Source organism: Halorubrum sp. Atlit-8R (genome assembly GCF_003666025.1).
Taxonomy (GTDB): domain Archaea; phylum Halobacteriota; class Halobacteria; order Halobacteriales; family Haloferacaceae; genus Halorubrum; species Halorubrum salinarum.
The window spans coordinates 16592-41950 of the sequence record NZ_QPLV01000002.1; the positions used below are offsets into that span (position 1 = coordinate 16592).

Genomic DNA, 25359 nt, shown 5'->3' on the forward strand with positions numbered 1-25359 from the left:
GATGTCTGATGAGTACGCCGACGCAGAACGCCCTGCTTTACAAAGCCTCCAGACTCTTGGCTGGGATATCCACGACCAGCAGCAACAGGTGTGGAGGGACCCTCGCGAAACGAAATCCTCGGCTGTACTCGAACCTCGACTCCGTAACGCTGTCCGGGACTTGAACCCGTGGCTTTTAGATAACAACCTGAACGCAGTCGTCCGTGAGATTCAGCAGGTTACAGGAACGAGTCCGATAGACGAGAACGAGCAGATACACGAGAAGCTCGTTCGACACACATCAGTCAAGCAGGACCGGGGCCACGGAACGAAGCACCAGACAGTCAAGTACATTGACTTTGAGAACCCTGACAACAACGACTTCTTCGCGCTCAGTCAGTTCGACGTAGAGGGCGACATCGAGACAATCGAGCCCGACATCACGCTCTTCGTCAATGGTATTCCTCTCGGAGTCATCGAGTGTAAGGCTCCGACCATCGCGGAACCGAAGAGTGAGGCACTCGAACAGCTCCAACGGTATCAGAACGAACGCACTGAGACCGGGAGCGAGGGGGCGACCGAGCTCTTCCGGTACAACCAGTTCTCGGTCGGGATGTGGTACGAAGGCGCGGTGATGGGAACGTACAGGACGCCCAAGAGCCAGTACAAGCCGTGGCGCGACACGTACCCGATGGATGACGACGACCTCGCCGACCTCTTCGATATCGACTACGTGTCCCCGCAGCATCGGATGCTCTACGCGCTCTTCGAACCCGAGCGTCTCCTCGACCAACTCCGCCACTTCACGGTGTTCGAGACCAAGCAGAGCGGTACCGTGAAGATGGTTGCTCGGTATCAGCAATACCGTGCGGTCCAGAAAGCCTTAGAGCGAATTAAACATCGAAGCCGTCGGGAAGCACCGGGAGGTGTCGTCTGGCACACGCAGGGGTCCGGCAAGTCACTCACGATGCTCTTCCTTGGGCTGAAACTCCGCCGTGAGAAGCCCGACCCAACGCTACTGCTCGTCACCGACCGGACGGCACTAGACAGCCAGATACATGCCACGTTCCAGCGGTGCGGCTTCCCTAACCCAAAGCGGGCGCAGGACAAGGAGGACCTCCGCGAGAAGCTGAGCAGCCACGCCGGTGAGACCATCACGACCCTTATTCAGAAGTTCCAGTTGGACGACGACGAGGAGGGTGACTTTCCGGTCCTCTCCAGTGATGACGACATCTTCGTGATGGTTGACGAGGCCCACCGGACGCAGTACGCGACGCTGGCGAATAATATGCGGACGGCACTCCCAAACGCCTACTACATCGGGTTCACCGGGACACCTATCGAGAAAGAGGAGCGCGACACCCGCCGGGCGTTCGGAAACTACATCGACACGTACACCATCGACCAGTCGCTCGACGACGACACCACAGTCGAAATCCTCTATCAGGGCCGCCTCGCTGACATCCACCTCGAAGGTGCGAATCTCGACCGCATCTTTGACCGCGTTTTCGCCGACTACTCCGATGAGGAGAAGGCGGAAATCAAGAAGCGGTACGCCCGCGAGCAGGACCTCGCTGAAGCCGAGACACGTGTCGAGGAAGTCGCGCTGGACATCATCGAGCACTACGAGGGCGAAATTGCGGACCAGTTCAAGGGGATGGTCGTCACGACTAGCAAGGAGGCCGCCGTCCGCTACAAGAAGAAGCTCGATGAATTGAACGGCCCCGAGTCGCGGGTAATCATTTCGAAGGGCCACAACGACCCCGAGCACATCAAGCAGTGGACCCCCACCGACAGCGAGATTTCGGAATACAAGGACTCGTTCGTCGACCCAGAAGGCGAGGTCGAACTGCTCGTTGTCTGTGATATGCTCCTAACGGGGTTCGACGCACCGGTGGCGCAGGTGATGTACCTCGATAAGCCGCTGAAAGAGCATACTCTTCTACAAGCTATCGCCCGTGTCAACCGACCGTTCCCCGAGAAGAACCACGGGCTCATCGTCGACTACTATGGAGTCTCAGACGACCTCCGAGAGGCGTTGGCAATGTTCAGCGAAGACGACGTGAAGCAAGCGATGGTCCCGCTGAAGGACAAGGAGCCCGAACTCGAAGCCGCCCATCGGAAGACAAAGTCGTTCTTCGACGACATCGACGATATGGAGGCGTGTCTACAGACGCTCGAAGACGAGGACACGCGTATCGAGTTCAAGAACGCCTACAAGCGTTTCTCCAAGCTGATGGACATCGTGCTGCCTAATCCGATGGCGAATCCGTACAAGGGCGACCTCGACCGCCTGAGCGAGATTTACGCGAGGGCGAAGCAACGCTATCGTGACGACTCGATGAATCTGGAGGGCACCGGTGAGAAGGTGCGCGAACTCATCCAGAAGCACATCCGCTCGAAGGGCATCGACGTACTCAACGACGACCCGGTCTCGATAATGGAGGGCGACGAGTTCGATGCTGAAATTGAAGGCCTAGAGAGCGACGAAGCCCGTGCGAGCGAGATGCAACACGCCATCAAGCACGAGATATCCGTCCGGTACGACGAGGACCCGGTCCAGTACGAGTCGTTACAGGAGCGCGTTGAGGAGCTCATCGAAAAGTACAAACAGAAGCGGCTGAACGACCGCGAAATCATCGAAGAACTCCGTGAGGTGCTCGATGAGATGCGAACGCGTGACCAGCAGGCCAAAGCGAAGGGGTTGGAGGACGCCACCGAACTGTCGTTCTACCACGCTCTCGAAGGGGTCCTTCTTACTGAGGACCACGACACCGACCAGCAGGAACTCGTCGAGTTGACGGGCGATATCATCGCCGAGGTGGAGGAAGTCGCCGATGTCGTCGAGTGGCAGGAGAAGGTCACAGTCCAACAGAAGCTCCGGAAACAGGTGAAGCTGCGACTGATGAAGGCTGACATCCAGATGTCGGGGGAAGAGCGGACTGAGCTCACGAACCGCATCGTCGAACTGGCGCGTGCACACTACCAGCCATGAGAGAGTATCATATCGGGCAGACAGTCGTCCCGTATGAAGTCGAATGGAGCCCAGACCGCTCGACTATCGGCCTCTTGATGGACTCCTCGATGGAGCTCGTAGTCCGTGCGCCCGTGGAGGCTTCCTTGGAAGACGTGGAAGAGGTATTGGAGGAGAAGAAGCAGTGGATACTGGAGACCCTCTACGGTCTCGCCGAACAGGAAGACCCCCCTCTCGACAAGGAGTATCTGAGTGGTGAGAAACTCCTCTACAACGGGCGGCGGTATCGGCTCAGGGTGTACGAAGACGACGTGCGAGAGCCGAAACTTGACTTCGACGGAAACGGGTTTAAGCTCCGGATTCCGAACAATTCGCCCGTCAGTATCAAGCGCAAACGCCAAGCGGTGACTGACTGGTACATACAGAGAGCGGCGGAAAAGCTTCCCACACGTGCCGACCGGTATATCGACAAGTTGGGGCTGACGGACGTAGACATCAAGGTCCAGTCGCTACAGCGACGGTGGGGTGAGTACCGACCGGGCGAGGTAGTGCTTCACTGGCGTCTCATACTGGCTCCTCGAAAAATACAGGACTACGTTGTCGCCCACGAGCTCGCTCATTTTAGACATGACAAGCACTCCGACGCATTCTGGAACACGGTTGGTACACTCGTCCCAGACTATCGAGATAGACGTGAGTGGCTCAGAGTCAAGGGTGGCAGTCTGACTGTATAGGTGAAAGTCTTGAGCCGCAGGTCGACTTACTGGAGCGCGCTGCAGAGCTTTGCGAATGGATTCGTCTTGGTGAAGCTGACGCGCTTCGTATCGATATTTTCGACGGCATCGTTGGTCACGTCATATGAGACCTCGCCCATCGATTTGAGGAGTTGGAGCGTAGAGGCATTTGCGCTCTCAACAGTATACTCTCCCCCCGCCCTGTCTGAGACAATGGTTTCGAGGAATGTCTCTACAAGCTGAGTAGCAAGCTTTTGCCGACGGAACTGTGGGAGGACGAATATCTGGCGGAGGATAGCTGGGTTCGACCCGTCGTCGGGTTGTTCGCCGACGTTCCACGTCAAGTAGCCTGTAACGTCTCCGTTGTACTCCACGAGTAACGCGTTCGTCGAGTTCGGATTGTAGAGTCGAAATGACCTGTCCTCCTCCTTCGCTTCGAGATTCAGTATCTGGACAGCAGCTTGCTCACGAGCTGTCTCGACAGGAGTCACGTTGGCTCCAGTTGGAGAAGACTTCGTACTGCGTACCCATGAGACGGTTAGCAGTTCGCTGTAAGGCTGGAACGCCGCTTGGTTGTAGCTCGCCGCGACCGTTTTGCCACAGTTATCTCCTGAACAGTTTACCACTTCTACATTACCAACACTCCCGGTGGTTTCGTACATTGGCGCAGTCGTGGTGCCACACGCCCCACACGTGAATCCGGGAAGAGTTTCGTCTCTGGTGTCGACTGTTGCCCCAAGCAGTTCCTCACAGCTGACACAGTAGTTGCTTCCACCGACAACGTCAGCAATCTGTGTCTTCACATCGCACTCTGGGCAATTGACGACGGTCTGGGTTGTAGTAGTCTCGACACTGCTGCCCAACCTCGTACATCCACTAGTAATCGCCATGTCGGTTCTGAGACACCACGGTGTGATGAGTGTTAATGACGTGGTGAACGAGACGTGAGTTGGGGCTTCGGGAGTTCTTGCTTGGAGCCGGGAGTAGAATTTCGCTGCGGGGGCCTCTGTGCTCCATAGGACATAGCCACTAGCCTTCGCCAGATGTGGTTAGCACAATCTACAGTAGTTATTGTGGGATATGCCGGTTTGCCAACATAGGTCGTACGAGGTGCGAGCACGCATCTAACGTCTCAGCCTTAGGAGGATGAGACGTTCGCTCAGATGCCTGAATTCGGAGGAGGTCCGGGTGCGAGAATCGAACCCGCGTCTCAGCCTCCACAAGGCTGAAGGATAGTCCACTACCCTAACCCGGACACGCGTCGAAACGTACCCCGCTTCGGTAAATAACGGTTACGACTCCCGGACGGGCGTGGCATCGAGTGGCGCCCCGAGCGGAACGGCCGATCGGGCCGCCACCCGCTCCCGGGCACCGCGTCGCTTTTGAGGCGTGCCGGCGTATCGACCGGTACCCGTGGCCTTCACCGACAAGATCTACGTGAAAAACCACCGGCAGCTCGCCTCCCAGCTGGAGGCGAACATCCCGAAGGGGGCGTTCGCCGGCGCCACCCTCGACCTGCTGTTCACCGGCGACGGGCTCTCGAAGCTCGACGAGACGACCCGCGACCGCGTGCTCGACTTCGCCGAGGACTTCCTCGACTGCGACTGCGATTCGAACCCCTACTGCGGCTGTCCCGAGGAGAAGTTCATGCGCTACGTCCTCGAACTGCGCGCCGAGGGGCTCGGGCCGCAGGCCATCGTCGACGTGATGACCGACGACTACATGGTGTACGCCTACACCGGCGACGTGCTCTCCTTCCTCGACGACTCCGTCCGCAAGCTGGAAGCGATCGAGACGCTCGCGGACGTCGACGGCAACGGCGAGATGTCCGAGCGGGCCCGGGAGGCGAAGCGGGAGCTGTCCGGATAGCGGTCGAGCCGGCGACCGCGGGGATCGCGGTTAGTCGCCGTCGGCGGACGGGATGTCGGACCCGATCTCCTCCGCCGGCGACTCGCCCTCGGTGAGGTTCCCGTCGCGCCACGTGTCGCGTTCGAACCAGAGGTACGCGACGACGCCGCCGACGACGTTCGAGACCGGGAACGCGATCCAGAGGCCCATCGCCCCGAGCGAGCCGGCCGCGACCCACGCGACCGGGAGCCGGACGAAACCGAGCGTGATCAGCGAGATGACGGCCGCGATCATCGTGTGACCGGCGCCGCGGAAGCCCCCGGTGTACGCGCGCATGGCGCCGATGAACCCGAACGAGAGGCCGCTCACGCGGAGGAACGTCGTCGCGTGGTCGACGACCGCCGGGTCCGGGGAGAAGACGCCCGCGATCGGCCGCGCGGCGAGGACGATGACCCCGCCGCCGACCGTGAGCAGCCCGAGCATGGCGCGGGCGCCGAAGTGGTTCGTCTCGGCGGCGCGGTCCAGCTCCCCGGCACCGATGTTCTGCCCCGTCATCGTCTCGATCCCCTGCGAGACGGCGAGCGCCGGCAGGAAGATGACCGAGAAGATCCGCGTCCCGATGCCGTACGCCCCGCTCACCGCGTTCGGGAAGTTGGCGACGACGAGGAGGAGCGCGGTGATCGAGACCGAGCGGGCGGCGCCCTCCGCCGAGGCCGGCAGCCCGATGCCGAGGATCGTCTTCCCGAACTCCGGGTCGGGGAGCATCTCCGAGAGCCGGATCTGAACCCCGCGGTCCCCGCGGAACATGATCCGGAGTCCGACGAGGAGCGCGAGCGCCCGGGACCCGACCGTCGCGATCGCGGCGCCGCCGATGCCCCACCCGGTGAACCCGGTCGCGTCGAGGGCGGCGGCCTCGACGCCGCCGAGGCCGAGCGCGCCGAACAGCGGGTTGGCGTCGAACCCGAAGATGAAGATCGGGTCCAGGAGGATGTTGAGGACGACCGAGCCGGCCATGACGTACATCGGCGTCACGGTGTCGCCGTAGCCGCGCATCAGCGACATGAACACCGCGAAGCCGAACACGGCGAAGAGGCCCACGGCGTACACGCGCATGTACTCGACGACGAGCGGCGCGACGGTCTCGTTCACGCCGAGGAGCGCCGTGATGTCGTCGACGAGGACGTAGCCCAGCACGCCGAAGACGACGGAGATGACGGCGGCGTACGCCATCGTCTGCGAGGCGGCGTAGGCGGCGCGCTCCTCGTTGCCGGCGCCGGTGTGTTGGGCGACGAGGACGCTCCCGGCGACGGAGACGCCGAGCGCCAGCGAGATCATCAGGAAGACGATCGGGAACGCGAACGTGATCGCGGACAGCGCCTCGGTGCTGTAGCGCCCGAGCCAGAAGGTGTCGGCCAGGTTGTACAGCACCTGAAAGAGGTTCTGGACGACGATCGGGAGGGAGAGGAAGAACAGCGGCCACCCGATGTCGCCGGAGGTGAGGTCGAGCTCGTCGGCGCCCTTGAACAGCGAGCCGACGGCGTCGCGGAGGCCCATCAGGCGATCGCCTCCGGGGGAGTCGAGCCGTCGCGTTCGGGGAGGGGACTGTGCGGGGGATCGGGGCTCCGGCGGTCCGTGTCTGCCATTCGGTGTACACCGATACTGACTGACTGGTCAGTCAAAAGGGTTCGGAAGCCGGCGGCCCGCGGCGAGCGCTTCCCGGCGACGAGGAGCGGCCGAACGGTCTAAGTGCGCGCACGCCCGAAATCCGCCAATGAGTCTTCGGCCCGCGTGGCTAACGTTCAGGCGATACGCGGCGACGACGACGGGGATGACGCTCGTCCTCTTCTCGCTCGGCGTCTACACCGCGGCGACCGGTTCCGGGCTCGCGTGTCAGGCCCAGTGGCCGCTGTGCTCCGACCAGCTCATCCCGGCGCTGACCATCAACCCCGACTTCATCGAGTGGTTCCACCGCGCGTGGGCGATGGTGACCGGCTTCCTCATCATCGGGGTCGCCGGGTGGACGTGGCTCGGATCCGGGTTCGACCGGCGCACCAGGCTGGCGGCGACGCTCGCGGTCGTAATCTTACCCCTCCAGATCACCGTCGGCGCGATCACGGTCACCCTCAGCGGGCTCGTCCCCGGCGGGTACACGGTGTCGACGCACGCCGCGCACCTGGTCGTCGCGCTGACCATCTTCACGCTGCTCGGACTGGCGACCATCTGGGGCGGCGGGCGCGGGACCGCGCGGCTCCTCCGAGCGGCGGCCGGGATCGCGGTCGCCGGCGTCGTCGCCAGCGCGGTCTTCTCGCGCGCGGTGCCGTTCCTCACCTACGCGCCGCCCGCGCAGGCGGCGTTCTACATCACGGGCCTCGCCGGCCACCTCGGGCTCGTCGCGACGGTCGCGTACGCCACGGAGGCCGTCCGCGGCGGGTACGACGGGCTCGACGCCGGCACCGCCGGGACCGTCCGCGCGCTCGCCCTCGGCTCGATGGGCGCGCTCGTCGGCACGCTGCTGCTCGGCCGCGACCTGGTCCTGTACACCGCCGTCTGGCAGCAGGTCAACCTCGTCGCGCTCGGCGTCGCGATCGCGCTCGCCGCGGGCGCGGCGTGGACCCTCCGCGGGGCCGACGGGATGCGCGACGGCGCCGCGCCGATCGGCGGCGACTGAGCCGCCCCGGGGTCGAGCGCCCTCGGTCGCTCCGAACCGGCGGCGTCGGACCGGCAGATGCGCGTCTGGGCCGCCCGAGGGAGGAAAGGTTGAAATCGCTCCCCGTACTCGCACAGGTATGACACGCCGCACCCACACCGACGTGAGCCGTCGGACGTACCTGAAGCTGACCGGCGGATCGGCCGCCGTCGGACTGACCGGCGTCGCCGGCTGCCTCGGCGACAGCGGGAGCGCCACGACGATCACCCCCGGGACCGCACCCGGATTCCCGCCGTTCGAGATGCGCCAGGACGGCGAGCTGGTCGGGTACGACATCGACCTGCTCGAGGCGGTCGTCGCCGAGACCGACTACGAGATCGGCGAGTGGGCGACCTTCGAGTTCGAGGGGCTCATCCCGGCGCTCACGCAGAACGAGGAGATCGACGTCATCGCCGCCGCGATGACGATCAACGAGGAGCGCCGGCAGACGATCGCCTTCTCTGACCCCTACTGGGAGTCCGACCAGGCGATCCTCGTGCGCGAGGGCGGCGACTTCCAGCCGTCCGGGTGGAGCGACTTCGAGGGCACCCGGGTCGGCGCGCAGTCCGGCACCACCGGCGCGAACCAGGTGGAGACGAACCTCGTCGACGAGGGGATCATCTCGTCGGACAACTTCTCGACGTACGGCAGCTACGTCCTCGCCGTCGAGGACCTCGCGAACGGCAACATCGACGCGGTCGTCGTCGACAACCCCGTCGCCGAGACCTTCGCCGCGAACCGCGACGTGACGATCGCGTTCGTCGAGGAGACGGGCGAGCAGTTCGGCTTCGGCATCCGGCAGAACGAGTCGGAGCTCCAGTCCGCGCTCAACGACGGCCTCCAGACCGTCCGCGACGACGGCACGTACCAGGAGATCACCAACACCTGGTTCGGGCAGGAGTAGGATGTCGGTCCCGGGGTCGCTCGCGCTCGCCGCGTCCGCCAGCCTCGCCAGCCTCGGGGCCCCGGACCCGACCGCGAGCGGCGCCCTCCTGTCGGCCGTCGAGTCGATCGACTGGTGGCTCGTCGGCGACCCCGCTGACTGGTGGTTCGTCGTCCGGAACGCCGACTACCTCGGCGGCGGGCTCCTGTTGACCGTCGGGCTCACCGTCGCGTCGATCCTGCTCGGCTTCCTCGTCGGCTTCCCGGCCGGCGCGGTGGAGGTGTACGGGGACGGGCTCTCGAAGCGGCTCGTGGAGACGGCCGGCGTCGTCCTCCGCGGGACCCCCATCGTGGTCATCCTCCTCGTCATGTACTTCGTCCTCGGCGTCCCGCAGGTGAACCTCGGCGTCGGGTCGATCTCGCCGGCGATCTCGGCCGGGATCTTGGGGCTCGGGCTGCGGAGCGCGGCGTACCAGTCGCAGATCTTCCGCGCGTCCCTGTCGAGCGTCGACGACGGGCAGCTGGAGGCGGGCCGGGCCGTCGGGCTCTCCCGGTTCGAGGCGATCCGGTACGTCGTCGTCCCGCAGGCGCTCCGCCGGTCGATCCCGGGGTTCCAAAACGAGTTCACCATCGTGTTGAAGGACACGAGCATCGTCTTCGCGATCGGCCTCGCGGAGCTTCTGACCCGCGGCTACGACCTGTTCACGGAGCAGACGACCGCGGTCCTCGAAGTCATCCTGTTCATCAGTGCCATCTACTTCGTCCTCACGTTCACGACGAACCGCGCGCTCGATTACCTCGGCACCCGCTACGCGATCCCGGAGGGGGAGTCGGCGTGACTGACGACGACTTCCTCCGCGTGAGCGAGGTCTCGAAGTGGTACGGCGACGAGCAGGTGCTCGACGAGGTCTCCTTCGAGATGGACCGCGGCGACGTGACCGTCCTGATCGGGCCGTCCGGCTCCGGGAAGTCGACGATGCTCCGCTGCGTCAACCGGCTCGCGGAGGCCCAAGAGGGCTCGATCACGCTCGACGGCGAGGAGGTGCTCTCGCCCGACACCGACGTTGACGAGCTCCGGCGCGAGGTGGGGATGGTGTTCCAGAGCTTCAACCTGTTCGCGCACCTCACCGCGGTCGGCAACGTCGCGCTCGGGCCCCGGCGCGTGCTCGGGCTCTCCGAGGACGCGGCTCGGGACCGCGCGGCGGACCAGCTGGAGCGCGTCGGGCTCGCCGACCAGCTCGACTCGTACCCCGCGGAGCTGTCGGGCGGCCAACAGCAGCGCGTCGGGATCGCCCGCGCGCTGGCGATGGAGCCGAAGCTCATGCTGTTCGACGAGCCGACGAGCGCGCTCGACCCGGAGCTCATCGGCGAGGTGCTGGAGGTGATGCGCGGGCTGGTCGACGACGGGATGACGATGCTCGTCGTCACCCACGAGATGAGCTTCGCGCGGGCGGTCGCCGACGAGGTCGTCTTCCTGGACGACGGCCGGGTCGTCGAGCGCGGACCGCCCGAGCAGCTGTTCGAACGCCCCGAGAAGGACCGGACCGCCCGCTTCCTCGACCGCATCGCGAGCCACGAGTGATGGCGGGGGCGACGCGACCGCGGACGGTCGGCGAGCGCGTGGCCGACGCCGACGAGTCCGCCGGCCGGATACTGCTGGTCGCCGCCGGCGCGCTGTTCTGGGGCTGGCTCGTCGTCAGCTGGGGCAACCGGTGGCTCGGCGGCGTGATCGCCCCGGTCGGCGAGCCGCTCGTCTCGCCGGACGCCGTCGAGGGCGCGCTCGCCGGCGTGCCGGGGCTCGCCGGGCTGGCGGCCGACGCCGCGTTCGTGGTCGAGCTCACGCCGGTCCTCGCGCAGGGGACGTGGCTCACCGTGGTCATCACCGGCGTGAGCCTCGTCTGCGGTTTCTTCATCGCCGTGCCGCTGGCGGTCGCGCGGGTGTACGGTCGGTTCTCCGCGTGGCTCTCCTTGGGCTACACCGAGCTGTTGCGCGGCACGCCGCTCCTCGCGCAGCTGTTCGTGCTCTACTACGGGCTGAACCTGGCGGCGTCGGTCCCGGCGGTGCTGTCCGGCGTCTTCCCGCGCGAGGTGGTCTGGGTGGCGATCCTCGGGTTCACGCTCAACGGGGCGGCCTACCAGGCCGAGTACATCCGCGGCGCGGTCGAGAGCGTCGACGACGGGCAGATCACCGCGGGGCGGGCGATCGGGCTCTCGAAGCTGGAGTCGATATACCACGTGGTCCTCCCGCAGGCGCTCCGCTACGCGATCCCCTCGTGGACGAACGAGTTCGTCTACCTGATCAAGTACTCGTCGCTGGCGGGCTTCATCACGGTCCCGGAGCTGTACTACCTGGCCAACCAGGTCGCGAGCGACACCTTCCGGTACACCACCGTCTTCCTCGTGCTCGGCGCGATGTACCTCGCGCTCGTGTTGACGGCGTCGAAGGTCATGGAGCGCGTCGACGAGCGCGTCGCGATCCCCGGGCTCGGGGCGGACCGCGAGCGGTGACGCTCACCCCTCGAAGTCGGTGACGACCTCGACGCCCCGCACGTCGTAGTCGTCCATGGCGGCGAGCCGGTCCGACACGTCCGACAGCGACAGCTCGCGGGCGACCAGCGCGCCGGGGTCGATCCCGGTCGCCTCGATCAGCGCGAACAGGTCCGGGTAGCTCGTCGGCGGCATCCCGCGCGAGCCGAGGAAGGATACCTCCCAGCGCGTCATCCAGTCGGTCGGCAGCGACACCTCGCCGCGCTCCGCGTCCGTGGTGAGCCCGACCTGGACGTGCGTTCCGCGCGGGCGCAGCGACCGGACCGAGTTGCGGCAGGTCTCCGCGATCCCCAGGGCGTCGAGCGAGACGTCGGCGCCGCCGTCGGTGAGGGCGCGGACCCGCTCGGGGACGGACTCGTCTCCTTGGAGCGACTCCGGGTTCACGGTCTCGGCCGCGCCGAACTCGGCCGCGAGCGCGAGGGCGTCGGGGTCGAGGTCGACCGCGATCACGCGGGCGCCCAGCGCGGCCGCGATCTGGACCGCGGAGAGCCCGACGCCCCCGCAGCCGTGGACCGCGACGGCGTCGCCCCCGCCGACGGTCGTCCGCTCGGCGAGGGCGTGGTACGCGGTCATGTAGCGGCAGCCGAGCGCCGCGGCCGCGGTCGCGTCGAGCCACTCGGGGCGCTCGACGAGGTTGTAGTCGGCCGCCGGGACGGCCACGCGCTCCGCGAACGCGCCCGGCGCGGCGGCCTCGAACCCCAGCGCCCGGCCGTCAGCGCAGACGTTGCCGGCCCCGCGGCGGCAGTGCGGGCAGGTGCCGTCGCCGAGCGAGAAAGGGACGACGACGCGGTCGCCGGGTTCGAACCGGTCGACCTCGCCGCCGACGGCGACCACCTCGCCGGCCGGCTCGTGGCCGAGGACCTGGCCGCGCGGGACGCGGTCGTCCGCCCACTCGCCGTGGCCGGCCCAGGCGTGCCAGTCGCTGCGGCAGACGCCGCAGGCGTCGACGCTGACGACGGCGCCGTCCGGGTCCGGGTCGGGCTCGGGGAGGTCGCGGACCGCGAGCGGCTCGCCGTACTCTCGCAGGATCGCTGCGCGCATACGGCGATCCATCGGGGGCCGCGACAAAGGTCTCTCGGCGTCGCGGGGGCCTTCTTCGTTATTTTCGCACTTTTCAGACTTGATCTCAGCGTATGACAAGTGATAGGCGAGTAAGGTTTATACTGGCCGAGTAGTCTCGTTGACACGTGTCTCCAGCGATGGAACGACGCCCCGGGATCGCTTACCGCCGGCCTGGGGGGGATCCGTCGCGGTTCGTGATCGAGGCGTCCGGGGAGTCCCGGATCGAGGTCCCGGAGCGCGCGGAGGGCGGCTGGCTCGACTGCGTGGTCGACGAGGACCGCGAGCGGCTCCGCGAGGCGCTCGACGCCGCCCCGGTCGACGTGGTGTACCGCGTCGTCTCCGACGGGGAACCGCAGTGGGTCCACGAGCGCGGCCGGGCGACGGACGGCGGCGACGTGGTCGGGTACCTGTTCCCCGCGGACGAGCGCGTCGAGCGCCGGAAGCGGCTGGAACGCCAGCGCGAGCGGCTCGACGAGTTCGCGAGCGTCGTGTCGCACGACCTCCGGAACCCGCTCTCGGTCGCGTTCGGGAACGTCGAACTGGCCGCCGAGCTCGACGGGGACGCGTCGAGCGAGCGGCTGGAGCGCGCCCTCGACGCGCTCGACCGCATGGACGACCTCATCTCGGACCTCCTGACGCTGGCCAAGGAGGGAAAGATGGCCCGGAGCGCCGAGCCGACCGACCTGCGGTCGGTCGTGGACCGCGCGTGGCGGACCGTCGGCGAGCCGGCCGACGCCGCGCTCGTCGTGGACGGACCGCTCCCGACCGTGACGTGCGACTCGGAGCGGCTCCGGCAGTGCCTCGAGAACCTCTTCCGGAACGCGATCGAACACGGCGCCCCCGACGAGGCCGGCGCGGGCGACCCCGCCTCCGCGGACGACGAAGCGGGCTCGGCCGGTCGGGTCGCGCCGGGCACGTTCGCACCGGGTTCGGCGGCGGGCGCCGACCCGAGCGACCCCGACGCCGCCGCGGTCCGGGTCCGCGTCGGGCGGACGGACGAGGGGTTCTACGTCGCGGACGACGGCCCGGGGATCGACCCCGACCAGCGGGACGCCGTCTTCGAGCCGGGCCACACGACCGCCCCCGACGGCACCGGCTTCGGGCTGGCCATCGTCGAGCGGATCGCGGCGGCGCACGACTGGACCGTCTCGGTGACCGAGAGCCGCGAGGGCGGCGCGCGGTTCGAGTTCCGCTGCGCTGACGCGGTCGACTCGCCGACGCCGAGCGGAAGCGACACGGATCCGAACTCGCCCCGGCTCAGCGGCGGCGGGAGTCGGTGAGCGCCCGCCGCCGGCTCACATGAAGTCGGTCAGGCCCGCCTGATCGTCGTCGTCGCTCTCGTTCGAGGAGCCGTCGTCGGCCGGCTCCTCCCCCGAGTCGGCTGTGTCGCTCTCGGGGTCAGTCGATCCGGAACCGTCGCCGTCGCGGTCCGCGGTCTCCGCGGCCGCGTCGCCCTCGTCGCCGCGGCGGGCGCCGTCGAGCGCGAAGGCGCCGTCGGCGTGTTCCTCGATCAGCTCCTCGCGGCGGGCCTGCGCGTCCTCGACGATCGATTCAACCTTGTTCGTCGACTCGCCGGATCCGGTGACGAAGGCGACGCCCGCCTCGTCGAGGTCGTAGGCCGCCGCCATCGCGACGGTCAGCTCGCGGGGCTTACAGTGGTGGGTGACGGCCTCGAGGAACGGCAGCACCTCGCGGCGGGCGGTCGCGACGCTACACCCGCTCGCGGCCGCGATCTTGCCGACGACCTCGTCCGCGGTCGCGTCCGACGACGACCAGAACTGGGGGCGGCCGTAGCGCGTCCACCCGCCCTTCTCGCCGTCGCGGGCGGCCGCGACGCCCGCGGCCGCGTTGTCGGTCGCGTACCGCCAGTAGGAGTAGTTCTGCGTGGCGCGCACGCGACCGAGCCACACGTCCGCGTTCGCGAGGAAGTCGTACGCGCGGACCGCCTCCGCGGGCTCGTACACGTCGAGGACGTTGTTCTCGATCCAGCGCGAGAGGTCGTCCGGCGTCTCGTCGACGGCGTACGCGGACTGGAGCGCCTCCTCCGCGGACTCCTCCTTGAGGACCGCGTCGAGGAACGGGAAGAGGCCCAGCGCCTTGTCCCGGTCGCCGGTGACGACGTCCTCGACCGTGATCGAGTCGCGCCCCTGCGTCGCGGCCTGGAGGTCGTTTATCGCGCCGCGGAGGTCGCCGCGGTTCCCCTCCGCGATCCGCTGGAGGGCGTCGGACTCGAACTCGATCCCCTCCTTGCGGCAGACGTCGCGCAGGACGGGGACGATGGAGCGCGCGGAGACGTCGCGGAACTCGATCTCCTGGGTCGCGTTCCGGAGCCCCCGGGACATGTCGTAGTAGTCGTTGGCGATGAGCACGATGGGCTGGCTCGACTCCTTGACCAGCTTCGTGATCGCCGAGGCGCCGCCGCGGTCGTAGTTGCCGTGGATGTTGTCCGCCTCGTCGAGGACGACGAGCTGGCGCGAGGCGGTGTCGCCGCCGGCCGCGCCGCCCCCGGCCGCGCTCCCGCCGAGGGTGGCGTTGCGCGCGGCCCGCCCGGCGAACCGCTCGATGACGTCCGCGGTGCGCTGGTCGGAGGCGTTCAGCTCCACGGTCTCCCACCCCATGTCGTTCGCGAGCGCGTGGGCCGCGCTCGTCTTCCCGACGCCCGGGCTCCCGTGGAGGACGACCGCCTCGCGGTGGTCGTCCCACGACCGGGCCCACTCCGCGAACGCGTCGCGGGCCTTGTCGTTGCCGCGCACCTCCGAGAGCGTGCTCGGGCGGTACTTCTCCGTCCAGTCGGCCATTACCGGAGCAAGGAGCGAGCCGCGTTTAGTGGTTGCGGAGCGGGCGGGATCGCCAACCTCCAGAGCAAACTGACTCCTGAGTGAGCGGTAATCGGTACGGAGTACTCGAGCAGGCCCGCCTCCCGCTCCGCGGGTCCGCGATCCGGAACGCCGCCGGATACTTTGTCTCGGCACAACCGTCTCGTGTGCGTTCCCGTCGTTCGACGGACCCAGCCCTCGTCACCACTTCCACTTTCACCGCCCGTCCATGGCTCACCCCTTTTACCCAATTCCACGTCGGCCCTACCATGTCCACTCGTTCCCGACGACCGACCGCCGACCTCCCGGAGCTCGCGCCGGGCGTCACGCTCGTCGACGTCGACGACGAACTCGGTGTCACGCCCGTTCAGGCACTCCTGCTCGACCGCGTCCTCGGCGCCGACGGCCCCGCGTTCTGGGTCGACGGCGCGAACAGAGCCAACACGACTCGCCTCCGCGAACTCGCCCCGGCCGACCGCGTCCTCGACCGTATCGAGGTCGCCCGTGGGTTCACAGCTCACCAGCACACCTCGCTGCTCGACCGATTGGCCGGCCGGCTCGCCGCCCGCGAGTCGCCCTCGGTCGTCGCCGCGACCGGCCTCGACGGCATGTACCGCGCCGCCGACGTCGACGCCGACACCGCCGAGCGGCTGTTCATCCGCGCGATCGCGTCGGTCGCCCGCGTCGCTCGCGTCCACGACGTTCCGGTCCTCGTGACGCGGTGCCGCGACGACGCGTTCTCGACGCCGTTACGCCGCGCCGCGGCGACGCATCTCACCTGCCGGAAGACACCGTTCGGCCCGCGCTTCGAGGACGCTGCCGGCGACACGGAGACGCTCGTTTACCACACCGACGACGGCTGGCTCCAGACGACGCTCGCGTACTGGCAGGAGGTCCTCGAACACCGCGCCCGGATGTACGAGGGAGTGACCGTCGACCGCGCCGCGGCCGCGCCGAGCATCCAGTAATGGGCCGGACGAATCCGACGTACCGAGACCAGTTGAGCGCGATCGAAGACGACTGGCGCTCGTTCCGACGCGTCCTCCGCCGGCAGGACAAGCCCCGATTCGACCGGCTGTTCGTGTACGCTCGCGACCACGCCGACGCCGCGGGGAACCTCAACCCCGCCGACCCGCTGGCGCCGATGTGGATGGCGATCGCGCTCGAACAGGAGCGCCGAATCGCCGAACTGGAAGACCAGGTCGAGTCCCTCACCGAGGCGTAGCCCGTGACGCTCACGTTGGAGTACCTCGGTGACGGCCGCGTCGCCCGGTGGACGCTCACCCTGGACGGCGCCGCTCGCGAGGTTCACAAGGACCATCACCCGACGCTCTTCGTCGGGGACGCCGCAGGCGACCTTTACGGTCGATCGGGCGGCCCGGATCCGACTCCGCCGTCCCGCGATGGGCTCTCGGACGCACTCCGGGACCTCTGGGCCTTCCTTGACGGACAAGACGCGGTCGAGCGGCTCAGCGTCGAAGCACACCGGCAGACGTTCCGGACCGACGCCCGGCCGCTGCTCCGCGTCGACGCCGCCTCGATCGAGGCGGTCCGAAGGATCGCGAGCCGCGTCCAGGAGTTCGGCCAGCCCGACACCTACACCTGTTACAACGTCGATTTTACCCGCCAGCTTCGCTTCTGCCTCGAAACAGACACGCCCGCCGCTCCGGACCGCTCGGTGCGCGACCTGCGGACGCTCCACCTCGATTTACCCCGGCACGAGTCGGGCATCGAGTCGCTGCCGCAACTCGCCGTCGACGGTGACCGAGTCGGGTCGTCGCCCGCCGAGACCGTCGCCGGCGTTCAAGCGGCGCTCGACGAACGCGATCCCGATGTCCTGGTCGCGTCGACGGCGGACCTCGTACCGCTGCTGTTCGAGGCGGCCGACGCCTACGGCGTCGATCTCGAACTCGGTCGGCGGGACGGCTACACCAAACTCGCCGGCGAGTCGACGTACACCTCCTACGGCAACGTGGGGCACTCGCCGGCCCGATACGCGGTCCCCGGACGCGCCATCATCGACGAGTCCAACTCGTTCTTCTACCACGAGTCCGGGCTGGAGGGCTGTCTCGACCTCGTCGAGCGCTCCGGGCTCCCGCTACAGGAACTCGGGTGGGCGTCTATCGGGCGGGTGCTGACGGCGATGCAGATCCGCGAAGCGAGGGACCGAGACGTGCTCGTGCCGTGGCGGGCGTGGCGCCCCGAACTGTTCAAGCGGGCGTCGACGCTCGACGACGCCGACCGCGGCGGCACGACGTTCGCCCCCGACGTCGGCGTCCACGAGGACGTTCACGAACTCGACTTCGCATCCCTGTATCCCAACATCATCCGCACCCGGAACATCTCGCCTGAGACCGTCCGGTGCGGGTGTTGTGACACCGATGACGTGCCGGGGCTCGGCTACTCCGTCTGCGATCAAGAGGGCTACCTGGCGGAGGTCCTCGGCCCGCTGATCGACGCCCGGAGCGAGATCAAAGCACAGATCCCCGACGCTACCGACGACGAACGCGAACGCCTCGAAGCCGCCTCCTCTGCGATCAAGTGGATCCTCGTGTCCTGCTTCGGGTATCAGGGCTTCTCGAACGCCAAGTTCGGCCGCATCGAGTGCCACGAGGCGATCAACGCCTACGCTCGCGAGCTCCTCCTCGACGCGAAGAACGCACTGGAGGCAGCCGGCTGGCACGTGGTACACGGCATCGTCGACTCCATCTGGGTGGCTCCCGTCGACGGTCGCGAGCAGCGCTCCCTAGAGGAAGTCGCAGCCGAGATCAGCGAAGAAGCGGGCATCGAGTTGGAGTACGAATGCGCGTTTGAGTGGGTCGCGTTCTGTCCGATGCGAAACTCCGAGTCGGGAGCGCTCACTCGATACTTCGGCAAGCGTCGCGGTGAGGACTACCCTGAGACGGGACTCGGCGACGCGGTCAAGACGCGAGGCATCGAGAGCCGACAGCGCTCGACGCCGGAATGGGTCGAAGAGGTCCAAAGCGAGGCGCTCCGCGTGTTCGACGAGACGCGCTCTCCGGAGGCGGTGTGCGGCGTACTCCGGCGGCACCTCGACGAGCTACGACAGGGGACGGTCGACCCGAACGCGCTCGTCGTCGACAATCGCGTGTCGAAGGACGTCGACGAGTACTCGATGGAGACGCTCACCGTTGCGGCCCTGAAGCGGGCACAAATCAAGGGGGCGGGACTGTCCCCGGGTCAGGCCGTCCGGTACGTGGTCGTTGATGCGGACGCACGAGGCGCGTCGCGGGTCAGATTGGAGTTCGAAGACGTACCACGGTACGACGCCGAGTGGTACGAAGACGCCGCTGTGCGCGCCGTCGAAAGCGTGCTGTCGGCGGTTGGTTGGGACGAAGGAGCGATTCGGCAGTATCTCAGTGAGACGAGAGACGAAACGCTGGCGAGCTTTTGAGAACGGGCATCTGATTCTCCGGTCCCTCTGACCCTAATCAGAACTGATCTTGTGTCGCCTCGGTCAGCAGGGATTTCGACTCCATCCCCCGCAGGGGTGGGGGGCTGGCGCACACGCGGGCGCGAAATCGCGCCGGAGAGACGTTCAGTCCCGATTGGCGTGAAATCGCCATGTGCCGCAGTTCCTCTCGGCACGTGGTGATTTGGCTGCTAATCAGGTATCGATATCTGCTGCTGTACGCGTTATCGCCCCGGCTTCGTGAGATCGCTCGTCAGATGAGGACCGGTGCGACGCCGAGGGCGGCGGTCACGAGAAGGACCGCGACGTATCCGGTAGTGACGAGGTAGACCACGCGTCGCGGATAGTCGACGAGGCCTCGACGGTGTCCAACTGCCGCGAGGTAGCCGGTCAGCGGCAGCAACTGAAGGGCGTGGAGGCCGACGAAGTGCGCTAAGCGGAAGTCGCCGACGAGCTGCCAGCCGACGACTGGGACCGTCGGATCCGTCGTTTCGACGACCCGAGACTGGATCGCGATCATCGCCGCCCCCTCGAACGCGCCGACGACGAACCACCCGATTCCGAGGAGGATGCCCGCGGCGAACGCCGGATGAACGTCGAACTCGTTGCCGCGCGCGCGGACCGCCAGCGCGGCGATCGCGACGGTGACGATGACGATTGTAACGCCCATGACGCCCCCGATCGCCCCGTCGAGGATCGTTGCTCGATTGAAGTGGGAACCGACGCCGCGCGCGGCCTGTCCGCCGATAAGGACGATTTCGATGAGGAGACCGACGCCGACGATCCGGGAGACACGGCGGCGAAAGTCCGGGTCGACCGGGAGGTGAATACCGAGCCAGCCGAGCGTCGCGCACACGAGCGCGATCGAACCGGCGAACTTCGTCGGCTTGAGCCACGCCGGCTCCCCGTTGACGACCGTCGGGTCCAAGACGGTGCCGACGGCGAAGGCACCGAACAGGACGGCGTTGATGGCGGCCACGGCGGACAAAACCGGATCGCGGCGCCACAGCTCTCCGATCGGTCCGGTGATCGTCCGCGCCATGGTCCGCAGCGTCGCCCGTCCGCTCGTGGCCGCAGCGGCCGACTCGGAGTTCATACATTAGTGTTGCCGGGCGATTGATGTGTGAATGACCCCAACATGTTGGTAGCTGTCCGAAGCGGCAGTACCCAGCATGATCGACGCCCGATTCCGCATTCGCCTCCCGCCGGACCTATACATCGCCGACCTGTCGGAGGCGTTCCCCGATGCGACCTTTCGCCTGCTCTCCGGCGTCCGCAGCGGCGCCACCGCGACGGAACTCGGAGAGGTGCTGACTCGGACTCCCGGGTCGATCGCAGCAGCGTTTCGCGAACACGGGGCGGTCGACGCGTACGAGGTGTTGGAACGCACCGACGACCGGCTCCTCGCGACGTACGAGACGACCGACGTCGACCTCTACGCCTTCGTCGAGTCCGGAGGGTTCCCGCCTGAGTTTCCGATCGAAGTTCGGAACGGATTCTATGAGTTCGACATAACCGGTACTCGCGAGGAGTTCGACCAGCTCCGGAACGCGCTGGAATCGAGCGGGACCGAGTACGAACTCCTCTCGAAGGTGGACAAGAAGCGGTCGGACCGACTCCTCACACGACGACAGGAGGAACTCCTCGCCGCCGGCCTCAGAGAGGGCTACTTCGAGGTCCCGAGAGAGTGTACCCTGGCGGACCTCGCCGACGTGGTCGGCGTGGACAAGTCGACCGCGTCGGGCATCGTCCGCCGGGCACAGGCGCGGCTTATTGCGTGGTACCTGACCGACGTGGCCGCCAACAGCTGACGATAGCCCCCCGAAGGACCACTCGATCGAGGTGGTCGTAGACGCCCTCGGTCGTCTGACTGCTCGCGTGTCTGACCCGACTCCGAACATCGTCTCCCGTCTCCTCGACGGACGTAACTGACGGGTGAACCGGGCAGGTCACTGTCACACCAGATCATCGTAGTAGCGGCCAATCTAGCCGGTTTCGGACGGTTCGTGTAAAATTTCTGATGGGACCGCTGAGGACACAAACACGGTTTTTGCTGCGCTTCATCCGAATCGAGAGTTTCGTTTGAGTGTATCATTGTTCGTACAATTTGTCGAGGTTCTCGCGGCGGATCGCCATCCGCTTCAGTTGCTCCGGTTGATCGTAGACGCTGTTCACCAGCTCCACGGAGGTCGCCATCTTCGTCGCAATCTCGTCCGGCGGCCATCCCCGGTCGCGATGCCACGTCACCGAGCCCGTCCGCCACTTGTGCGGTGACCGGACCGACGGGCAACGCGACTTCTGACCCGGCTCTCGGGCCTCGCACTCCTCAGGGTCGCGATCGTGAGGGCACTCCTTCCCGACCTGACACGGCTGCGTAATCTCGTACGACCGAATCCGGATTCCAGAGACGGTGATCCGGCCCGGTGCCTTCTTCGAAGAGAGTAACGGCTTCCGTCCGTGCTCGTCGGTCCCCGCCGCCCGGCGGACCCGGATATACGCGCCGAGCACGTCACCGAGCTCCTCGGAGATGTTCACCGGCCGCGCGCCGCTGTCCTTCTTTTTCAGCGGCGTGCCGGTCTCCGGCCGGTGCCGGAAGTAGATGAACGGGAGCTCGACGCCGGCGAGGATATCTTCCAAGACGGACTCCCCGACATCGAGATCTTCCTGGTACCGCAGCCGGTCGAGGTCGTCCTCTTCGAGGTAGACGTCCTCCAGGTCGAGCGCTCGGAGCGACCCCGCGCGGGCACCGGTCTCCCACAGCAGGAACGCGATGACGTGGTCGCGGCTCGCGTACTCGTAGCGGTCGAGGAACGCGAGGATGTCCTTCGCGCGCTGTGTCGGCAGCTTCTCGCGGTTGATCCGCTCGTCCTTCGATACGTGCGGGATGTCGACCTGACTAGCGACCGTAGGCTTGACCGCGTTCGCCTTGATGCCGAACTCAAGGAACTGTCGGATCGTCCCGAGTTGGTTGTTCAGCGTGTTCTTCTGGATGTCGCCGCTCGACCGGCGCATCGAATCGAACCGGAGTAAGTGGCGGCCGTTCAGGTCGTTCAGGTTCTCGATACCCTCCTCTTCCTCGAGGTACTCGACGAACGGCTTGACTCGGTAGCGATAGCTCTGGACCGTGCTCTCCGCCTTATCCATCTCTTGGCGTTCGAGCCAGATGTCGAGCGCCTCCTGGGGCGCCATCGGGATCAGCTCCTCACCGCCCGCCGGCGCCTCGTACGAGTCGTCTCTCACCGCTCACCTCCGAGCGCGCGGATCGCGTCTTTCAGCATCTCCTCGTCGGCGCCGTTCGCGAGTTCGACAAGCCGCTTCACCAGCAGCTCCCGCTCAGTGGACGTCGGCGGGTCCGGCCACGGCGTGCCCTTGACCTCAGTCCAGAGCAGGTACATCGCCTCCTCGTCGAACTCGACTTCGAGCGGACCGTTCGCCGTGATCAGCGTGAGAACGAAGCCGTCGTCGTCGACCGTCGGCCCGTACGTTACCCCCGTAAGTGGGCGCTTGGCATCGACGACGCGGCGTTCGACGTTACTCCCACTCATCGGTCGCCCTCGTCGATCATGATGTCTGAGAGGTCGCCGGCGTCGGCGCCGTCGCTCTCGGCTTCCATCTCCTCGGTGAACGTCTCTACCTCGTCGCGGAACAGCCGGAAGAACTCCCGCGTCGAGTCCTCCGAGCGCACCTGCGAGTGCTGCTTCGTGATCGCGTTCACCATCGACTCGAAGACCTGCCCCTCGTCCTCGAGGACGTTGATGCCGTCCGAGAGGCGGCGGTAGGCGAGCGCCTTCTGGAACATCTTCGTGTTCACGACCGCCTCGATCTCCTCGTCGCTCAGCTCGTCGAGGTCGATCACGCCGTGACACCTCCCGAAGACTGATGCTGGTGATGGCGCAACTGCGAGCCACCATGACTGACGAAGTCCCCGACACCTGCGCCCGCTGCGGAGACACCATCCAGGGCCGCCCCTCCGTGTTCGACCTCAAGCCCGACTACCGGGAGTACCTCGAAGAGGAGCGGGACCTCGACTGGTTCCCGATGGGTCCGGTCGTCGTCTGCTGTTCCGACTGCTCGCACCGACTCGACCACCTCCACGAGGCGCTCTCGGAACACCGGGCCTACGGGACCGACGAGAAGACCGAGGAGATCGAGTCGATGCTCACCGACGAGCTCGACGGGCTCGACCTCGACGGCGTCGTCGATCACGGGCACTTCCTGTAGTCTACGCATCGCCCACCTCTTCCGGGAGCTTCGCCTCGATGCTGAAAGCGAGGTCACCCGTCGGATGGATGTGTGCCCACGTCGACCGGAGGTCGTGGGCCCGGTAGAGCTCGCTCAGGTCTGTCGTTGACGGCCTGTCACCGCCCATCCGCACGACGATGTGGGTCGTGAACTCGCGGTGATCCGGTTCCAGATTGTACTCCTCAACGTCGGGCACCTCGTCGAGCGCGTCGACGATCGCCTCCAGGTCCCGAACATCGTCGAGCCGCGGCGGCCACGGGTCCACGTCGTCTGTCTGGACAGGTAATTCGGCTTCGCTCACGCCGACTCCCCTCCGTCGTCCCGCGGGATCATCGCCCACTGGGCGCGCTGGTCCATCGACACCGTGACGCCGCCGAGGCGCTCGATGTCTGGGTAGTACTCCGCGACCGCGACCCGCGGCGCCTCGTCCGGCTTCCGGCACCACTCCGGCGTCAGGTTCTCCTCCGCGTTCTGGAGCAGCACCTCCGGGAAGCGGTTGAACAGCCGGCGCTCGATCTCCTCGATGTCGATCTCGTTCGCGACCTCGTCGCCGACCGCGCTCTCGTCGACCCACGCGTGAAGTCCCTGATCGTTCCGGTGGAGCGTGATCGGCACCTCGATGACGGTCGGTTCGTCGCCGTCGGCCTCCGCGATCGCCAGCTGCTCCGCGACGGTGCCGGCGTGCGAGTTCTCCGACATCACGCACCTCCGTCGATCGCTCGCGCGATGTGGTCGCGGCGCTCGTCGAGGACGCGGAACCCCTCCTCGGTGACGCGATAGAAGTTCGACCGATCGTCGATCTTCCCCTTCTCGATCAGCCCCTTCGCGGCGAGCTCGTCGAGGTTCGGGTAGAGGCGCCCGTGGTTCACCGGCTTCTCGATGACGTCTTCGAGGCCGTCCTTGATGGCGAGGCCCTTCACCTCGCCCAGCGAGGACTCCAGCCGCGCGCAGACGGCGAGGAGGTCGATCTGGAACATCGTGAGGTCGGTGTGGCGGATGCGGTGCGTCTCGGGGTCGGTCGTCGGCGTGGTGGAGTCGGAACTCATGAGTCTGAGAACTGCGAGGTGTCTCGGCCGATCGCGTCGAGCAGCTCCCGAAGGGGGACGCCGCTGACGTCGAGGCCGCACGGTGACAGCGTGGCGCGACCGCCGAAGCCCTCGAACGCGTAGCCGTGCGTCGAGAGCGGGCGACCGCACCCCGGACAAGCGTCGCTGTCGCCAGTGAGAACGATACCGCCGTGGTCTGTGCCGGGAGTTTGAAGGTTCCCGGACGGGTTTGCTGACATGGCTTTCGTGCCCTAGACACGGAAGCCCACGCGGACCCGAGCCCCAACTCGGGGTCCGCATTTGTGCTGCGATGGGACCCATCGACGAGCGACGGGTCCGCGAGAGTGCTTCCGTAGTTACACGTTCTGAAGGGGAGGGACTTAACTGTTAGGCTAATAGACCTAATCATTAGGTTATATGGTTCAATCAACGTCCGGAACCTCCCCTAATAAACGGTATGAGACGAGTTATCGGTCGAAATGCGTCCCCGACCGCCGTGGATGACTCTAAGCGATTCCATCGTGCTGGAGTTCCTGTCGAGTCATGATCTGGAACTTCCGCCGAAGGCGCTTCACGCCAATTTAGACCGCCACGGCCACGATATCGGGTACTCGACCGTTCAGCTACGCCTGTCGGAGCTCGAAGAACACGGGTTTGTCTCGAAAGCCGATTCTGGCTACTACCAAGTGACTGAGAAGGGTCAGCGCTGGCTAGACCACGAACTTTCCGAGGACGAGCTCGACCTCGGCGAGTAGTCGCGTTTGGTTTCACACGCGGCCCTCTGTCATCCGGTCGACGACCGCCGCGCCGACGCGCTTGACCCAGTTGGGAATCACGTCGTCGGGGACGCCGTCGCCGTCGTTGAACGCTCGGCTGATCTCCAGCGAACCGTTGGCAATTCGCGCGTCAAGCTCCCAGTTCAGTTCGTTCGCCGCCTCGATCTCGATGCGGAGCGTGGAGTTCGCGTCGACGCTGACGACGACGCTCGCGCTGTAGGGGCCGGTACCGGTCTCGATCCCCTCGGCGACGAGGTCGATGGTGAACTCTTTCGTGCGTGCGCTACTGCCGTGGACGGGTGGCTTCGAGGCCATACCCTGCGGTGGTCAGGTG

The 25359-nt window shown here is 66.5% G+C and carries 28 protein-coding genes and 1 tRNA gene; 15 read left to right on the plus strand and 14 right to left on the minus strand.

Annotated elements, in window-relative coordinates:
* Position 1: 1 nt before the first annotated feature.
* Both DVK05_RS05800 and DVK05_RS05805 read left to right on the plus strand, forming a co-directional pair.
* Positions 2–2974, plus strand: coding sequence for a type I restriction endonuclease subunit R (locus DVK05_RS05800; protein WP_121562473.1), 2973 nt, complete (start codon positions 2–4; stop codon positions 2972–2974).
* Entirely contained in the window at positions 2971–3687 is a 717-nt protein-coding gene (locus DVK05_RS05805) for a M48 family metallopeptidase (RefSeq protein WP_121562474.1), read from the plus strand. The genes DVK05_RS05800 and DVK05_RS05805 overlap by 4 nt, the downstream gene beginning before the upstream one ends.
* A 26-nt stretch (positions 3688–3713) precedes the next feature.
* On the opposite strand, the gene DVK05_RS05810 is transcribed toward DVK05_RS05805, so the two are convergent.
* Together DVK05_RS05810 and DVK05_RS05815 are read right to left on the minus strand one after the other, a co-directional pair.
* Positions 3714–4577 (minus strand): GNAT family N-acetyltransferase, encoded by an 864-nt coding sequence (locus DVK05_RS05810; RefSeq protein ID WP_121562475.1) that lies wholly within the window; start codon positions 4575–4577, stop codon positions 3714–3716.
* 292 nt (positions 4578–4869) lie between these two features.
* A tRNA-His gene (locus tag DVK05_RS05815) sits at positions 4870–4942 on the minus strand.
* Positions 4943–5100: 158 nt separating this feature from the next.
* Between DVK05_RS05815 and DVK05_RS05820 the strand changes: the two genes are divergently transcribed.
* On the plus strand, positions 5101–5556 hold the full coding sequence (locus tag DVK05_RS05820) for a DUF5814 domain-containing protein (RefSeq protein WP_121562476.1): 456 nt from the start codon (positions 5101–5103) through the stop codon (positions 5554–5556).
* Positions 5557–5586: 30 nt separating this feature from the next.
* Here DVK05_RS05820 and DVK05_RS05825 read toward each other — a convergent pair whose 3' ends face one another.
* On the minus strand, positions 5587–7089 hold the full coding sequence (locus DVK05_RS05825) for an MATE family efflux transporter (protein ID WP_121562477.1): 1503 nt from the start codon (positions 7087–7089) through the stop codon (positions 5587–5589).
* 217 nt (positions 7090–7306) lie between these two features.
* Between DVK05_RS05825 and DVK05_RS05830 the strand changes: the two genes are divergently transcribed.
* The 5 genes from DVK05_RS05830 (at position 7307) to DVK05_RS05850 (ending at position 11611) form a co-directional block, all read left to right on the plus strand.
* A complete protein-coding gene (locus DVK05_RS05830) occupies positions 7307–8203 on the plus strand; it encodes a COX15/CtaA family protein (protein ID WP_121562478.1) in 897 nt (298 codons plus the stop codon).
* A gap of 118 nt (positions 8204–8321) precedes the next feature.
* The gene (locus tag DVK05_RS05835) at positions 8322–9125 is read left to right on the plus strand and encodes a basic amino acid ABC transporter substrate-binding protein (protein WP_121562479.1); all 804 of its coding nucleotides are present in this window, start codon (positions 8322–8324) and stop codon (positions 9123–9125) included.
* 1 nt (position 9126) lies between these two features.
* Positions 9127–9942, plus strand: a complete 816-nt coding sequence (locus DVK05_RS05840; RefSeq protein ID WP_121562480.1) for an amino acid ABC transporter permease — start codon at positions 9127–9129, stop codon at positions 9940–9942.
* Positions 9939–10685 carry an amino acid ABC transporter ATP-binding protein gene (locus tag DVK05_RS05845; protein WP_121562481.1) on the plus strand — a complete coding sequence of 249 codons (747 nt, stop codon included), beginning with the start codon at positions 9939–9941 and terminating at the stop codon, positions 10683–10685. Before DVK05_RS05840 ends, DVK05_RS05845 begins: the two co-directional genes overlap by 4 nt.
* On the plus strand, positions 10685–11611 hold the full coding sequence (locus tag DVK05_RS05850) for an amino acid ABC transporter permease (protein ID WP_121562482.1): 927 nt from the start codon (positions 10685–10687) through the stop codon (positions 11609–11611). Before DVK05_RS05845 ends, DVK05_RS05850 begins: the two co-directional genes overlap by 1 nt.
* 3 nt (positions 11612–11614) lie before the next feature.
* Here DVK05_RS05850 and DVK05_RS05855 read toward each other — a convergent pair whose 3' ends face one another.
* The gene (locus DVK05_RS05855; RefSeq protein WP_121562483.1) at positions 11615–12691 is read right to left on the minus strand and encodes a zinc-dependent alcohol dehydrogenase family protein; all 1077 of its coding nucleotides are present in this window, start codon (positions 12689–12691) and stop codon (positions 11615–11617) included.
* 158 nt (positions 12692–12849) lie between these two features.
* Here DVK05_RS05855 and DVK05_RS05860 point away from each other — a divergent pair, with 158 nt between their 5' ends.
* Positions 12850–13992 carry a HAMP domain-containing sensor histidine kinase gene (locus tag DVK05_RS05860; RefSeq protein ID WP_233559393.1) on the plus strand — a complete coding sequence of 381 codons (1143 nt, stop codon included), beginning with the start codon at positions 12850–12852 and terminating at the stop codon, positions 13990–13992.
* A gap of 15 nt (positions 13993–14007) precedes the next feature.
* On the opposite strand, the gene DVK05_RS05865 is transcribed toward DVK05_RS05860, so the two are convergent.
* Positions 14008–15510, minus strand: a complete 1503-nt coding sequence (locus tag DVK05_RS05865) for a replication factor C large subunit (protein ID WP_121562485.1) — start codon at positions 15508–15510, stop codon at positions 14008–14010.
* Positions 15511–15797: 287 nt separating this feature from the next.
* Here DVK05_RS05865 and DVK05_RS05870 point away from each other — a divergent pair, with 287 nt between their 5' ends.
* Genes DVK05_RS05870 through DVK05_RS05880 form a run of 3 tightly spaced genes read left to right on the plus strand, consistent with a single transcriptional unit; the run spans position 15798 to position 18943 of the window.
* Positions 15798–16496: a hypothetical protein gene (locus DVK05_RS05870; RefSeq protein ID WP_121562486.1), complete on the plus strand. Its 699-nt coding sequence runs from the start codon at positions 15798–15800 to the stop codon at positions 16494–16496.
* Positions 16496–16753: a hypothetical protein gene (locus DVK05_RS05875; RefSeq protein WP_121562487.1), complete on the plus strand. Its 258-nt coding sequence runs from the start codon at positions 16496–16498 to the stop codon at positions 16751–16753. The genes DVK05_RS05870 and DVK05_RS05875 overlap by 1 nt, the downstream gene beginning before the upstream one ends.
* 3 nt (positions 16754–16756) lie before the next feature.
* A complete protein-coding gene (locus DVK05_RS05880; RefSeq protein WP_121562488.1) occupies positions 16757–18943 on the plus strand; it encodes a type B DNA-directed DNA polymerase in 2187 nt (728 codons plus the stop codon).
* A gap of 271 nt (positions 18944–19214) precedes the next feature.
* Here the strand turns inward: DVK05_RS05880 and DVK05_RS05885 are convergent, their stop codons facing one another.
* Positions 19215–20057, minus strand: a complete 843-nt coding sequence (locus DVK05_RS05885) for a hypothetical protein (RefSeq protein WP_233559394.1) — start codon at positions 20055–20057, stop codon at positions 19215–19217.
* 76 nt (positions 20058–20133) lie between these two features.
* On the opposite strand from DVK05_RS05885, the gene DVK05_RS05890 reads away from it, so the two are divergent.
* Positions 20134–20772, plus strand: coding sequence for a helix-turn-helix domain-containing protein (locus DVK05_RS05890; protein ID WP_121562489.1), 639 nt, complete (start codon positions 20134–20136; stop codon positions 20770–20772).
* A gap of 280 nt (positions 20773–21052) precedes the next feature.
* Here the strand turns inward: DVK05_RS05890 and DVK05_RS05900 are convergent, their stop codons facing one another.
* The 3 genes from DVK05_RS05900 to DVK05_RS05910 are packed head-to-tail and all read right to left on the minus strand — an operon-like array spanning position 21053 to position 22817.
* Entirely contained in the window at positions 21053–22201 is a 1149-nt protein-coding gene (locus DVK05_RS05900) for a site-specific integrase (RefSeq protein ID WP_121562491.1), read from the minus strand.
* Positions 22198–22506 (minus strand): hypothetical protein, encoded by a 309-nt coding sequence (locus tag DVK05_RS05905; RefSeq protein ID WP_121562492.1) that lies wholly within the window; start codon positions 22504–22506, stop codon positions 22198–22200. Before DVK05_RS05905 ends, DVK05_RS05900 begins: the two co-directional genes overlap by 4 nt.
* The gene (locus tag DVK05_RS05910) at positions 22503–22817 is read right to left on the minus strand and encodes a hypothetical protein (RefSeq protein WP_121562493.1); all 315 of its coding nucleotides are present in this window, start codon (positions 22815–22817) and stop codon (positions 22503–22505) included. Before DVK05_RS05910 ends, DVK05_RS05905 begins: the two co-directional genes overlap by 4 nt.
* Positions 22818–22870: 53 nt before the next feature.
* On the opposite strand from DVK05_RS05910, the gene DVK05_RS05915 reads away from it, so the two are divergent.
* Positions 22871–23182, plus strand: a complete 312-nt coding sequence (locus DVK05_RS05915) for a hypothetical protein (RefSeq protein WP_121562494.1) — start codon at positions 22871–22873, stop codon at positions 23180–23182.
* Position 23183: 1 nt separating this feature from the next.
* Here DVK05_RS05915 and DVK05_RS05920 read toward each other — a convergent pair whose 3' ends face one another.
* Genes DVK05_RS05920 through DVK05_RS05935 form a run of 4 tightly spaced genes read right to left on the minus strand, consistent with a single transcriptional unit; the run spans position 23184 to position 24488 of the window.
* Entirely contained in the window at positions 23184–23504 is a 321-nt protein-coding gene (locus tag DVK05_RS05920) for a hypothetical protein (RefSeq protein ID WP_121562495.1), read from the minus strand.
* Positions 23501–23902: a hypothetical protein gene (locus DVK05_RS05925; protein WP_121562496.1), complete on the minus strand. Its 402-nt coding sequence runs from the start codon at positions 23900–23902 to the stop codon at positions 23501–23503. The genes DVK05_RS05920 and DVK05_RS05925 overlap by 4 nt, the downstream gene beginning before the upstream one ends.
* Positions 23902–24249, minus strand: coding sequence for a PadR family transcriptional regulator (locus tag DVK05_RS05930; protein ID WP_121562497.1), 348 nt, complete (start codon positions 24247–24249; stop codon positions 23902–23904). Before DVK05_RS05930 ends, DVK05_RS05925 begins: the two co-directional genes overlap by 1 nt.
* Complete coding sequence (locus DVK05_RS05935) at positions 24246–24488, minus strand: hypothetical protein (RefSeq protein WP_121562498.1); 243 nt, start codon at positions 24486–24488, stop codon at positions 24246–24248. Before DVK05_RS05935 ends, DVK05_RS05930 begins: the two co-directional genes overlap by 4 nt.
* 261 nt (positions 24489–24749) lie before the next feature.
* Between DVK05_RS05935 and DVK05_RS05940 the strand changes: the two genes are divergently transcribed.
* A complete protein-coding gene (locus DVK05_RS05940; RefSeq protein ID WP_121562499.1) occupies positions 24750–25004 on the plus strand; it encodes a winged-helix domain-containing protein in 255 nt (84 codons plus the stop codon).
* A gap of 12 nt (positions 25005–25016) precedes the next feature.
* Here the strand turns inward: DVK05_RS05940 and DVK05_RS05945 are convergent, their stop codons facing one another.
* Entirely contained in the window at positions 25017–25340 is a 324-nt protein-coding gene (locus tag DVK05_RS05945) for a hypothetical protein (protein ID WP_121562500.1), read from the minus strand.
* Positions 25341–25359 lie beyond the last annotated feature (19 nt).

Coding starts and splice junctions, on each gene's coding strand:
- DVK05_RS05800 (WP_121562473.1), top strand. CDS start 2: ATGTCTGATGAGTACGCCGACGCAGAACGCCCTGCTTTACAAAGCCTC.
- DVK05_RS05805 (WP_121562474.1), top strand. CDS start 2,971: ATGAGAGAGTATCATATCGGGCAGACAGTCGTCCCGTATGAAGTCGAA.
- DVK05_RS05810 (WP_121562475.1), bottom strand. CDS start 4,577: ATGGCGATTACTAGTGGATGTACGAGGTTGGGCAGCAGTGTCGAGACT.
- DVK05_RS05825 (WP_121562477.1), bottom strand. CDS start 7,089: ATGGGCCTCCGCGACGCCGTCGGCTCGCTGTTCAAGGGCGCCGACGAG.
- DVK05_RS05830 (WP_121562478.1), top strand. CDS start 7,307: ATGAGTCTTCGGCCCGCGTGGCTAACGTTCAGGCGATACGCGGCGACG.
- DVK05_RS05835 (WP_121562479.1), top strand. CDS start 8,322: ATGACACGCCGCACCCACACCGACGTGAGCCGTCGGACGTACCTGAAG.
- DVK05_RS05840 (WP_121562480.1), top strand. CDS start 9,127: ATGTCGGTCCCGGGGTCGCTCGCGCTCGCCGCGTCCGCCAGCCTCGCC.
- DVK05_RS05850 (WP_121562482.1), top strand. CDS start 10,685: ATGGCGGGGGCGACGCGACCGCGGACGGTCGGCGAGCGCGTGGCCGAC.
- DVK05_RS05855 (WP_121562483.1), bottom strand. CDS start 12,691: ATGCGCGCAGCGATCCTGCGAGAGTACGGCGAGCCGCTCGCGGTCCGC.
- DVK05_RS05860 (WP_233559393.1), top strand. CDS start 12,850: ATGGAACGACGCCCCGGGATCGCTTACCGCCGGCCTGGGGGGGATCCG.
- DVK05_RS05865 (WP_121562485.1), bottom strand. CDS start 15,510: ATGGCCGACTGGACGGAGAAGTACCGCCCGAGCACGCTCTCGGAGGTG.
- DVK05_RS05870 (WP_121562486.1), top strand. CDS start 15,798: ATGTCCACTCGTTCCCGACGACCGACCGCCGACCTCCCGGAGCTCGCG.
- DVK05_RS05875 (WP_121562487.1), top strand. CDS start 16,496: ATGGGCCGGACGAATCCGACGTACCGAGACCAGTTGAGCGCGATCGAA.
- DVK05_RS05885 (WP_233559394.1), bottom strand. CDS start 20,057: ATGAACTCCGAGTCGGCCGCTGCGGCCACGAGCGGACGGGCGACGCTG.
- DVK05_RS05890 (WP_121562489.1), top strand. CDS start 20,134: ATGATCGACGCCCGATTCCGCATTCGCCTCCCGCCGGACCTATACATC.
- DVK05_RS05905 (WP_121562492.1), bottom strand. CDS start 22,506: ATGAGTGGGAGTAACGTCGAACGCCGCGTCGTCGATGCCAAGCGCCCA.
- DVK05_RS05915 (WP_121562494.1), top strand. CDS start 22,871: ATGACTGACGAAGTCCCCGACACCTGCGCCCGCTGCGGAGACACCATC.
- DVK05_RS05925 (WP_121562496.1), bottom strand. CDS start 23,902: ATGTCGGAGAACTCGCACGCCGGCACCGTCGCGGAGCAGCTGGCGATC.
- DVK05_RS05930 (WP_121562497.1), bottom strand. CDS start 24,249: ATGAGTTCCGACTCCACCACGCCGACGACCGACCCCGAGACGCACCGC.
- DVK05_RS05935 (WP_121562498.1), bottom strand. CDS start 24,488: ATGTCAGCAAACCCGTCCGGGAACCTTCAAACTCCCGGCACAGACCAC.
- DVK05_RS05940 (WP_121562499.1), top strand. CDS start 24,750: ATGACTCTAAGCGATTCCATCGTGCTGGAGTTCCTGTCGAGTCATGAT.
- DVK05_RS05945 (WP_121562500.1), bottom strand. CDS start 25,340: ATGGCCTCGAAGCCACCCGTCCACGGCAGTAGCGCACGCACGAAAGAG.